General features: G+C 73.0%; 10 protein-coding genes and 1 pseudogene. 7 read left to right on the forward strand and 4 right to left on the reverse strand.

The window, feature by feature from the left end:
* The 5 genes and pseudogenes from GKQ77_RS19435 to GKQ77_RS19455 all read left to right on the forward strand — a co-directional run.
* A pseudogene (locus GKQ77_RS19435) lies at window positions 1–1,168 on the forward strand (hypothetical protein); the annotation flags it as partial.
* Between the two features lie 103 nt (window positions 1,169–1,271).
* On the forward strand, window positions 1,272–2,186 hold the full coding sequence (locus GKQ77_RS19440; RefSeq protein WP_219690193.1) for an ABC transporter ATP-binding protein: 915 nt from the start codon (window positions 1,272–1,274) through the stop codon (window positions 2,184–2,186).
* Window positions 2,183–2,932, forward strand: coding sequence for an ABC transporter permease (locus GKQ77_RS19445; protein WP_219690194.1), 750 nt, complete (start codon window positions 2,183–2,185; stop codon window positions 2,930–2,932). The genes GKQ77_RS19440 and GKQ77_RS19445 overlap by 4 nt, the downstream gene beginning before the upstream one ends.
* A 62-nt stretch (window positions 2,933–2,994) precedes the next feature.
* A complete protein-coding gene (locus GKQ77_RS19450; protein WP_372459927.1) occupies window positions 2,995–4,182 on the forward strand; it encodes a sensor histidine kinase in 1,188 nt (395 codons plus the stop codon).
* Entirely contained in the window at window positions 4,179–4,829 is a 651-nt protein-coding gene (locus GKQ77_RS19455) for a response regulator transcription factor (RefSeq protein ID WP_219690195.1), read from the forward strand. Before GKQ77_RS19450 ends, GKQ77_RS19455 begins: the two co-directional genes overlap by 4 nt.
* Window positions 4,830–4,851: 22 nt before the next feature.
* Here GKQ77_RS19455 and GKQ77_RS19460 read toward each other — a convergent pair whose 3' ends face one another.
* The 3 genes from GKQ77_RS19460 to GKQ77_RS19470 form a co-directional block, all read right to left on the reverse strand.
* Window positions 4,852–5,706 (reverse strand): transglutaminase family protein, encoded by an 855-nt coding sequence (locus tag GKQ77_RS19460; protein WP_219690196.1) that lies wholly within the window; start codon window positions 5,704–5,706, stop codon window positions 4,852–4,854.
* A 68-nt stretch (window positions 5,707–5,774) separates the two neighbouring features.
* The gene (locus tag GKQ77_RS19465) at window positions 5,775–6,623 is read right to left on the reverse strand and encodes a transglutaminase family protein (protein ID WP_219690197.1); all 849 of its coding nucleotides are present in this window, start codon (window positions 6,621–6,623) and stop codon (window positions 5,775–5,777) included.
* 55 nt (window positions 6,624–6,678) lie between these two features.
* Window positions 6,679–7,680, reverse strand: coding sequence for a GNAT family N-acetyltransferase (locus GKQ77_RS19470; protein ID WP_219690198.1), 1,002 nt, complete (start codon window positions 7,678–7,680; stop codon window positions 6,679–6,681).
* Window positions 7,681–7,823: 143 nt separating this feature from the next.
* Between GKQ77_RS19470 and fdxA the strand changes: the two genes are divergently transcribed.
* Both fdxA and GKQ77_RS19480 read left to right on the forward strand, forming a co-directional pair.
* Window positions 7,824–8,144 carry a ferredoxin gene (gene fdxA / locus GKQ77_RS19475; RefSeq protein ID WP_018089397.1) on the forward strand — a complete coding sequence of 107 codons (321 nt, stop codon included), beginning with the start codon at window positions 7,824–7,826 and terminating at the stop codon, window positions 8,142–8,144.
* Window positions 8,145–8,263: 119 nt separating this feature from the next.
* Complete coding sequence (locus GKQ77_RS19480; protein WP_219690199.1) at window positions 8,264–9,358, forward strand: bifunctional succinyldiaminopimelate transaminase/glutamate-prephenate aminotransferase; 1,095 nt, start codon at window positions 8,264–8,266, stop codon at window positions 9,356–9,358.
* An 81-nt stretch (window positions 9,359–9,439) separates the two neighbouring features.
* On the opposite strand, the gene GKQ77_RS19485 is transcribed toward GKQ77_RS19480, so the two are convergent.
* The gene (locus tag GKQ77_RS19485; RefSeq protein WP_219690200.1) at window positions 9,440–9,928 is read right to left on the reverse strand and encodes an ATP-binding protein; all 489 of its coding nucleotides are present in this window, start codon (window positions 9,926–9,928) and stop codon (window positions 9,440–9,442) included.
* Window positions 9,929–10,267 lie beyond the last annotated feature (339 nt).

Raw genomic sequence — 10,267 nt, forward strand, 5'->3', positions numbered from 1 at the left:
CCCCGGCTCCCTGCCCGGCGGCGCCGGCGCGCCCACGCCGGGCGGCAACGTCTCGGGGGAGACGCTGACCAGCGGCATCCCCGTCGTGCCGCCCGTACAGGACAACTCCCCGTTCCCGCCCGGCACGCAGGGCGACGGGCCGATGGCGCACACCCCGCCGAAGCTGCCCGAGCCGGTGCGCTCCGACGTACCGGCCGCCCCCAAGCCCGCCCCGAAGAAGAAGGGCCGCAACAAACTGGTCCTCCTCGCGGCCCTCGCGGTCGTCGCGGCCTGCGGTGCGTACGGCGCGGGCCTGCTGATGAACCACGCGGACGTCCCGAAGGGCACCACGGTGCTCGGCGTCGACATCGGCGGCGGCACCCGCGACGAGGCCGTCAAGAAGCTCGACGACGCCCTCGGCGAGCGCGTCGCCAAGCCGCTGAAGCTGTCGGTCGCCGGTGAACAGGTCACGCTCAAGCCGGACCAGGCGGGCCTGACCCTGGACAGCCAGGCCACCGTCCGCGCGGCAGCGGGCAGCGACTACAACCCCGTATCGGTGATCGGTTCGCTCTTCGGCAACCACCGCGTCGTCGATCCGGTCATGCCCGTCGACGAGGAGAAGCTGGCGGCCGCCCTCGAGCGGGCCGCGGGCGGCTCGGGCTCGGCCAAGGAGGGCACGGTCAAGTTCGAACCCGGCAAGGCCGTCCCCGTCTACGGCAGGGTCGGCAAGGGAATCGACGCCGAGGCCTCGACGGCCGCCGTCGCGGAGGCGTACGAGAAGCAGGTGGAGACGGGCAGCGCGGGCGCGGTCCAGGTGCCGGTCACCACCCGCAAGCCGACGGTCTCCAAGGCCGAGGTCGACAAGTTCATGACCCGGTTCGCCAAGCCCGCGATGTCCGCCAACGTCACGATCAAGGCGGGCGCCAAGTCGATCCCCTTCGGCCCGGCGAGGTCCCTGCCGAAGATCCTGGAGACCAAGGTCACCGACAGCGGCACCCTCCAGCCGCACTACAACCTGGAAGAGCTGAAGAAGCTGTACGGCAACGTCTTCGACGGCATCCTCATCCAGCGCGGCAACGGCGACAAGACGCCGGTCCAGCCGACCGACGTGGCGGGCGCCATGAACAAGGCGCTGCTCGGCAAGACGCCCGCGGAGCGGATCGGCGTGATCGAGACGAACGCGAGCTAGCCGCTCCCGAGCTCGCGCTCCCCAGGTGCCGGGTCCGGCATGACAGATGTCATCCCGGACCCGGCACACACGACACTGCCCCCGTCGTCCGCCGCCGCCGACGATGGATCACATGACAGCAGTGACCTTCACAGAGGTGACCAAGAGCTACGGCGACGTCCGCGCCGTGGACGGTCTCACCCTCGACCTGCGCCCCGGCGAGACCGTGGCGCTCCTCGGGCCGAACGGCGCGGGCAAGTCCACCACCCTCGACCTGCTGCTCGGCCTGCGCCGCCCGGACAGCGGCACGGTCCGGGTCTTCGGGACCTCGCCGCGCGAGGCGATCACCGCGGGCCGGGTCGGCGCCATGCTGCAGAGCGGCGGGTTGATGGGCGAGGTCACCGTGGGCGAGCTGGTGCGGCTCGCCTGCGATCTGCACCCGAGGCCCCGCCGGGTCGGCGACGTGCTCAGCCAGGCGGGCATCGCCCAGATCGCCGACCGCAAGGTCGACAAGCTCTCCGGCGGCCAGGAGCAGCGCGTCCGCTTCGCGCTCGCCACGGCCGGCGCGAACGACCTCATCGTCCTCGACGAGCCGACGACCGGCATGGACGTCACCGCCCGCCAGGCCTTCTGGGCCACCATGCGGGAGCAGGCCGACCAGGGCCGCGCGATCCTGTTCGCCACCCACTACCTGGAAGAGGCCGACGCGATCGCCGACCGCGTCCTCGTCCTGCACCGGGGCCGCCTCCTCGCGGACGGCACCGCCGCCGAGATCAAGGCGAGGGCGGGCGCCCGCAAGGTCGCCTTCGACCTCGCCGAGATGGACGAGACGGTGACCGGACGGCTGCGGGAGCTGCCCTTCCTGACGGCACTGGACGTCTCGGGCCACACGGTCCGCCTCCAGTCCGCCGACGCCGACGCCACCGTGCACGCGCTGTACGGACTCGGCCTGTACCCCCACAACCTCGAAGTCGCCGGGCTCGGCCTTGAGCAGGCGTTCGTGGCGATCACCGAGGCCGAGGAGGCCAGGACCCGATGACGAACACTCTTGCCTCACGCGGCCTGATCAAGCTGGAGATCACCCGCGCCCTGCGCAACCGCAAGTTCCTCTTCTTCTCCGTGGTCTATCCGGTCCTGCTCTTCGTGATCGTCTCGAACACCCAGGGCGGCGTCCCCGACTCCGGACTGTCGCTCTCCGCGTACATGATGGTCTCGATGGCGTCCTTCGGCGCCCTCACCGCCGTCCTGATGGGCAACAGCGAGCGCATCGCGAAGGAGCGGGAGAGCGGCTGGGTCCGCCAGCTGCGCCTGACGCCCCTGCCCGGGCGCGGTTACGTGCTCGCGAAGACCGCGAGCGCCGCGGTGGTGAGCCTGCCCTCGATCCTCGTGGTCTTCGCGGTCGCCGCGCTCTTCAAGGACGTCCGCTTCGCGGCCTGGCAGTGGCTGGCGCTGAGCGGTGCGATCTGGGCGGGCAGCCTCTGCTTCGCGGCGCTCGGCGTCGCCATCGGCTACCTCGCGTCCGGTGACACGGTCCGCCCGATCACGATGATCGTCTACTTCGGGCTCTCCCTCCTCGGCGGCCTGTGGATGCCCGCGACGACGTTCCCGCAGTGGCTCCAGGACGTGGCGTCCTGGCTGCCCACGCACGCGTACGCTGCCGTCGGGCAGGCCATCGAACTGGGTGGTGCCCCGCACGCGAAGGACGTCATCCTGCTGGCCGCCTACTTCCTCCTCTTCGCGGGCGGCGCGGCCTGGCTGTACCGGAAGGACACCCTGAAGGCGTGAGCAAGACCCCCCGCGCCGAGGCCCCCCGCGCCAAGGACCCGCGCGACACCACCCGCCTCGAACTGGCCCAGCCGCTGCTCACCTTCGGGCAGCCCGTCCTCGACCGCCGCCAGATCCTCGCCAAGGCGCTGTGGATCGGCATCTGGCTGGTGTTCCTGGCGAGCCCCGTACGTGACCTGGTGACGGCCGAGCGCTCCGGCGCGGCCACGCTCCTCGGCTCCCTGGGCCTGGCCGCCTTCGTCGCCTGCTACCTCTCGCTCGTCTTCCGGTACACCGTGCGGGTGCTCGACTGGCGTGTGGTGTACGTGTCGTTCGCGGCGCAGCTCACCCTCGCCGTGCTCCTCGCGCTCGCCTTCGGCACCAACTGGCTCGGCCTTTTCGTGTACGTCTCCGTCTCCGCGGGCGCGGTGCTGCCGCTGCGGTACGCGGTCCGCGTCATCCCCGCGGTCACGGCCGTGCAGGTCGCCGTGGGCCTGCGCACGGACAGCCTCCAGGACCTGCTCGGCAACCTCGCCGTGCTCAGCCTCCTCATCGGGTTCGCGATGAGCGGCGTACGCCAGCTGATCCGTACGACGGTCCAGCTCCGGCAGGCACGGGCCACCGTCGCCCAGCTCGCCGCCAACGAGGAACGGCTGCGGCTCGCCAGGGACCTGCACGACCTGCTCGGCCACTCCCTCTCCCTGATCACCCTCAAGAGCGAGCTGGCCGGGCGGATGCTCCCCGCCCACCCCGAGAAGGCGGCGAAGGAGGTGGCCGACATCGAGCAGGTCAGCCGCCAGGCCCTGGTGGACGTGCGCGAGGCGGTCTCCGGCTACCGCAGGCGCACCCTGGCCGGCGAGCTCGCCGGGGCGCGCACGGCGCTGACCGCGGCGGGCATCGACGCCGACGTGCCGCTCCAGGCGCCCGACGGACTCCCGGACGAGCAGGGCGAGGCGGCGCTCGCCTGGGCGCTGCGGGAGGCCGTGACCAACGTCGTACGGCACAGCTCCGCCCGGCGCTGCACGGTGGCGTTCACGGCCCGCCAGACCCTGGCGGGACCGGTGCTCGAACTCTCCGTGGAGGACGACGGCACGGGCGGCTCGGGCGCGGCGCCGGGCAACGGCCTGACGGGCCTGACCGAGCGCGTGGAGGCGGTCGGCGGGACCCTGGAGGCGGGCCCGGCAGGTCCGGCGGGCTCGGCGGGCGCGCGCGGCTTCCGCCTGACGGCCCGCGTCCCGCTGTCCGGGACGGCCATAGGATCCCCCTCATGAGCAGCGAGAACGGCCACGGGGCGGCAGCGGGCGGCGACGGTGTGATCAGGGTGCTGCTCGCCGAGGACCAGTCGATGGTCCGCGAGGCACTCGCCGCCCTGCTCGGCCTGGAGCCCGACATCGACGTGGTCGCCCAGGTGGCGCGCGGCGACGAGGTGCTGGCGGCGGCGCGCGCGCACGACGTGGACGTGGCGCTGCTCGACATCGAGATGCCCGGATGCACGGGCATCGAGGCCGCGGCCGAACTGCGCGCCGCCCGCCCCGGCGTGAAGGTCGTCATCCTCACCACCTTCGGCCGCCCCGGCTATCTGCGCAGCGCCATGGAGTCCGGTGCCCACGCCTTCCTGGTCAAGGACGCCCCGGCCGCCCAGCTCGCCGCGGCGGTGCGCAAGGTCCTCGCGGGGGAGCGGGTCATCGACCCCGCCCTGGCGGCGGCCGCACTCGCGGAGGGCGCGAACCCCCTGACGGACCGCGAGCGCGAGGTCCTGCGCGCGGCGGCGGGCGGTGCCACCAACGCCGAACTCGCCGCGTCCCTGCACCTCTCCCAGGGCACGGTCCGCAACTACCTCTCGACGGCGATCCAGAAGCTCGCCGTCCGCAACCGCGCGGAGGCGGTCAGCACCGCCCGCGACAAGGGCTGGCTCTGACCGGCGAGAAGAATGGGCTCTCTCAGTTGAGCAGCGCCCGCGCCTCCCGCGCCTGCCACCGCACCCGCTCGGCCGTCGCCGCGTCCTGCCCCGCGACGTCGTCGGCGTACGCGTCGAGCTCCCGCGCGCCCGCCGCGAAGTCGCCCTTGCGCACGAGGAGCTGGGCCCGGTCGTAGCGCAGCCGGGGCGGTGGAGAGGGCAGCAGCAGGGAGAGTTCGACCGCCCAGAGCGAGACGTCACAGCGCTCGGGGCGCGGCGCGGCCCAGGCGCGGATGGTGTCAAGGACGCGCCGCACGATGTCCAGCGGATGAGCGGGGGTCAGCATCGACGCCACGGGCGGCGCCCCGGTGGCCGCCGTGACGAGCAGATCCACGTCCGCGCCGGTCAGGACGCGCCCGCCGTCGAAGGGGTTGGCGAACACCCGGTCCTCCACGGGGCCGAAGCCGACGACGAAGTGGCCCGGAAGCGCCACGCCGTGGACCGGCGCGCCCGCCCGCCGCGCCACCTCCATCCACAGCACCGAGAGCAGGATCGGCAGCCCTCTGCGGCGCCGCAGGACCTGGTGGAGCAGGGCGGACTCCAGGCGCCCGTACTCGCCGGGCCTGCCCCGGAACCCGCACTGCCCGCCGAGCAGTTCGGCGAGGGCCACGGCCCAGGCCCTTGAGCCTTCGGCGGGGACCGAGCGGTGGCCGTGCGCGGCCTGTTCCGCGAGCCGCCCGAGCAGGCGCCGCGCCCTGTCGATGCCCTGCTGGCCGAGCAAGGGGTCGGCCTCGGCGCCGATCAGCAGGCACAGCAGCGCGAGATCGGGCCGCGGTGCCCCGGCCTCGGCCGCGAAGAGCCGTCGCCACTCGGTGGTTCCGGGGGGTTGGGAAGGCATACGTGCGTGTTGCCCGGTCGGCTCGATCGATACGTCGCTCCGCCGCGCCCCGCGCCACCGCCGCCCGGTCAGTTCAGCATGGCCCGGGCCGCCCGCGCCTGCTGGCGCACCCGGTCCGCCGTGGTCGGCTCCACCGCCGTCACGACTTCGGCGTACTCCTCGAGTGCCGCAGCCCCGCCCAGGAAGTCGCCGCGCTGGACGAGGAGTTGGGCACGCTCGTAGCGCAGCCGCGCCGGGTGTGCGGGCAGCAGCAGGGAGAGGTCGAGGGCCCACAGCGCGACCTCCGAGCGCTCCGGGCGCGCGGCCGCCCAGGCGCGGATGTTGTTCAGGATGCGCTGGACGATGTTCAGCGGATCGGCGGGCGTCAGCATCGACGGCTGCACCCCCGTACCCGCCGTCCCCGCCACCAGCAGCTCGGCGTCCTGCCCGGTCAGCAGCCGCCCGCCGTCGAACGGATCGGCGAGCACCTGGTCGTCGCGCGGCCCGAACCCGACCACGAAGTGCCCCGGCAGCGCCACCCCGTACACCGGTGCGCCCGCCCGCCGCGCCACCTCCATCCACACCACGGAGAGCAGGATCGGCAGCCCCCTGCGGCGCCGCAGTACCTCGTGCAGCAGGGAGGACTCCAGGCGCTGGTAGTCGCCGGGCGTCCCCTCGAACCCGCACTGCTCACCGAGGAGTTCCGCCATCGCGACCGCCCACGCGCGCGGCCCGCCGGGACGGAACGGCAGCAGGCCCGCGAGCCGGTCGAGCTCGATCTCGGCGGCGTCGATGCCCGCCTCGTCGAGTCCGGGGTCGGCCTCGGCGCCGATCAGCAGACACAGCAGCGCAAGTCCCGGCCGTTCGGACCGCGCCTCTTCGGCGAACCGCCGCCGCCATTCGCCGGACTCCGCGTGCATACGTGCCTCGTGTCTCATGCCCTCGCCGGGCTGTCTTCCCGTGCCGTGCCGTGCTGCCCCGCCGGGCCGCCGCTCAGGACCCGCCGTGCCGGTAGTGGTGATAGGTGTGATGCGCCGCGAAGCCCATCCGGCCGTACAGCGCCCGCGCGCCGTCGTTGCCGTCCTCCACCTGCAGCCAGGCCGCCGACGCGCCGTCGAGCAGGGCCTGGCGGGCCAGCGCGGACATCACCGCGGTGGCGAGCCCCTGCCGCCGCAGCCGCGGGTCCACCTCCACCGCCATGAACCCCGCCCAGCGCCCGTCCACCACGCACCGCCCGATGGCCGCCGCGGTGTCACCGCTCCCGGGCACGGAAGCGAACCACACCGAGGGCCCGCTCGCCAGCACCTTGGACACATGAGGTGCCAAGTCCCCGGCCCGCCCGTACCGCCGCAGCCACGCCGCGTCGCAGGACCTGGCGAGTTCTACGCGCGACACGTCCGCGTCCAGATCGGCGACCGGAGCGAGCGCGCCGATGTGCAGCGCGGCGCTCACCTCGCGCACCCAGCCGCGCGCCGCCAACTCCGCGCACAGCAGCTCCTCGGTGCCCTCGGCGCCCGTCGCCGTCTGGACGTAGGCGGGCAGCTCCCGGGCCGCGTACCACTGCCGTACGTACGCCAGCGCCTCGTCCAGCGGCCGTCCCGGATCGCCCAGCGGGAGCACCGAGTTGGCCCGCCGCGTGAACCCGCCGGAGGCCCGCAGCTCCCACTCGCCGAGCCGTTCGCTCTCCACCGGCCGCCAGGCCCGCGCGGAGACCCGAGCGAGCTCCTCGTACGAGGCGGCGGGTCCGCGCCTGCGGGCGGGGGCCGGCGGCACGACCTTGCCCGCGACCAGGGTGTGCTCCGGGATGGGGACGCTCTCACCGGTCCGCCGTGTGATCACCACCACACCGTCATTCCACGATGTGAGAACACCCACCGTGTCGGTGAACTTGCCGCCAGGTGATCCCGGCTCACCCAGGCGCCGCACCGAGACTCGTTTCCCCACGTCAGCAGGGGTGATGCGGACCTCGAGCCGTCCGCCCGCAGTGAATTCCACAGCTCTGTATGCCCCTCCTGTTCGGATCATGCCCAGGAACGGAGATACTAGGGGCGGGCATCGACGACGCCGCGCTCCCGCGCGCCAGGCGAGCGGAGCCTGAGGACGGCCCGCCAACGCCCGTATCGAGGAGGAACGACAGCGTGACCTACGTCATCGCGCAGCCTTGTGTCGACGTCAAGGACAAGGCGTGCATCGAGGAGTGCCCGGTCGACTGCATTTACGAGGGCTCCCGGTCCTTGTACATCCACCCGGACGAATGCGTCGACTGCGGAGCCTGCGAACCGGTCTGCCCGGTCGAGGCGATCTTCTACGAGGACGACACTCCCGAGGAGTGGAAGGACTACTACAAGGCGAACGTCGAGTTCTTCGACGAGCTGGGTTCGCCCGGTGGTGCGAGCAAGCTCGGACTGATCGAGCGCGACCACCCCTTCATCGCCGCACTGCCGCCGCAGAACCAGTAACGGCAGCCTGAGCGCCGCCCCGGTCCCGTACGGCATCCCTTGCCGCACGGGACCGAGGCATTTCCACCGAGGCGTTCCAGGCGCCCCCGAACGAACAAGCGCACCACGGGAGTGAGCACGTGTCCGCAGTCTCCGATCGGCTTCCCGCCTTCCCCTGGGACAAGCTGGAGCCCTACAAGGCCACGGCGGCCGCGCACCCGGGCGGCATCGTCGACCTCTCCGTCGGCACCCCGGTCGACCCGGTCCCCGAGCTGATCCAGAAGGCCCTGGTCGCCGCCGCCGACTCGCCGGGCTATCCGACGGTGTGGGGCACGCCCGAGCTGCGCGACGCGCTCACCGGCTGGTGCGAGCGGCGCCTGGGCGCGCGGGGCATCACGCACCGCGAGGTCCTGCCGGTCGTCGGCTCCAAGGAGCTGGTGGCCTGGCTCCCGACGCAGCTGGGCCTCGGCCCGGGCGACGTGGTCGCCTATCCCCGTCTCGCCTATCCGACCTACGAGGTGGGCGCGCGGCTCGCCAGGGCCGAGTACGCCGTCTACGACGAGCCCACGGACCTGGACCCCACGCACCTCAAGCTCCTGTGGCTCAACTCGCCCTCGAACCCGACCGGCCGGGTCCTCACCCGCGAGGAGCTGACCCGCACCGTGGCCTGGGCGCGCGAGCACGGCGTGCTCCTCGTCAGCGACGAGTGCTACCTGGAACTGGGCTGGGAGGCCGACCCGGTCTCGGTCCTGCATCCGGAGGTGTGCGGCGGTTCGTACGAGGGGATCATCGCCGTCCACTCGCTCTCCAAGCGGTCGAACCTCGCGGGCTACCGCGCCGCGTTCATCGCCGGTGACGCGGCCGTCCTCGGCGACCTGCTCCAGATCCGCAAGCACGGCGGCATGATGACCTCCGCGCCGACCCAGGCCGCCGTGGTGGCCGCGCTCGGCGACGACCAGCACGTCCACGAACAGCGCGCGCGGTACGCGGCCCGGCGCACGCTCCTGCGTGACGCGCTGGTGAAGCACGGCTTCCGCATCGAGCACAGCGAGGCGAGCCTGTATCTGTGGGCCACGCGCGAGGAGTCCTGCTGGGAGACGGTGGGCCATCTCGCGGACCTCGGCATCCTGGTGGCGCCCGGCGACTTCTACGGCCCGGCGGGCGACCGCTTCGTGCGGGTGGCGCTGACGGCGACGGACGAGCGGGTGGCGGCGGCGGTCGAGCGCCTGGCGTGAGCGCCCGGCAGGACATGCGGCCGGACATGCGGCAGGGCCCGGAGCCAGTGGCTCCGGGCCCTGCGTGCGGGTGCCGGTCGATCAGCCGAGCGGCAGACCCTGGGTGGACAGAGCGCCGGTGGGCAGCCCGCCGGTGGGCAGACCGCCCTTGGTGACCGCGTCGGTCGGGAGGCCGCCCTTGGCCACGTCGTCGGTGGGCAGACCGCCCTTGGTCGCCGTGCCCGCCGTGTCGCCGAGCACCTCGCCCGCGCTGCCCGCGACGTCACCGGCGGCCTTCTGCGCGGCGGGGGCCGCCGTCTTGGCGCCCTTGCCGACGACCTTGCCCGCGGTCGGGACGGCCTTCTTCACGGCCTTCCCGCCGGTGTCACCGGCGGTCTTGGTGGTGTTCTGGGCGGCGCCGTCGACGGTGTTGCCCAGGCCGGCGCCGTCCAGCGCGGTCAGCCCGCCCAGGTCGGGAGCGGCAGGCAGGCCAACGGCGCTCGCGGAGCCGGCCGCACCGACCACGGAGGCTGCGCCTGCTGCGCTGAGCAGCGCGGCGCGGGCGATCCGGCGGGTCAGGGGGAGGGACATGATGCTCCTTCAGACGGGAGAGAACGTGGGTTGTCCGGCCGGATCGGCTCCGGCGTCCCACCGGATGGCTTCCGGCGATCGGACGCCGTGACTACCGCTCGAAGACCGCGAAGGTTGCGGTGGGCCAACGTAAAGAGTTGGTAATGCGTCGCATTATCGGCTCTGGATAAAAACGGGCAAACGGCTCGCCGCCCCGTGGGGCTGCTGAATCCTTAATCCCCTTAGTTCTCAAGGGATTTGGCGATGAGGGAGGACGCTGCGGAAAATCCGGCCGGTCCACCGCCCCGCGGTGATCCCCGCCCCCCGAACGGGTGACGCGCCGTACTACTGCCCGGTGAC

Origin of the sequence: Streptomyces anatolicus (genome assembly GCF_019400875.1) — a bacterium.
In the GTDB taxonomy this organism is placed as follows: Bacteria; Actinomycetota; Actinomycetes; order Streptomycetales; family Streptomycetaceae; genus Streptomyces; species Streptomyces anatolicus.

What these genes read in the sequence shown, in the direction of transcription:
- GKQ77_RS19455 (WP_219690195.1), top strand. Translation starts at nt 4,179, where the DNA reads ATGAGCAGCGAGAACGGCCACGGGGCGGCAGCGGGCGGCGACGGTGTG.
- GKQ77_RS19440 (WP_219690193.1), top strand. Translation starts at nt 1,272, where the DNA reads ATGGATCACATGACAGCAGTGACCTTCACAGAGGTGACCAAGAGCTAC.
- GKQ77_RS19460 (WP_219690196.1), bottom strand. Translation starts at nt 5,706, where the DNA reads ATGCCTTCCCAACCCCCCGGAACCACCGAGTGGCGACGGCTCTTCGCG.
- GKQ77_RS19485 (WP_219690200.1), bottom strand. Translation starts at nt 9,928, where the DNA reads ATGTCCCTCCCCCTGACCCGCCGGATCGCCCGCGCCGCGCTGCTCAGC.
- GKQ77_RS19445 (WP_219690194.1), top strand. Translation starts at nt 2,183, where the DNA reads ATGACGAACACTCTTGCCTCACGCGGCCTGATCAAGCTGGAGATCACC.
- GKQ77_RS19465 (WP_219690197.1), bottom strand. Translation starts at nt 6,623, where the DNA reads ATGAGACACGAGGCACGTATGCACGCGGAGTCCGGCGAATGGCGGCGG.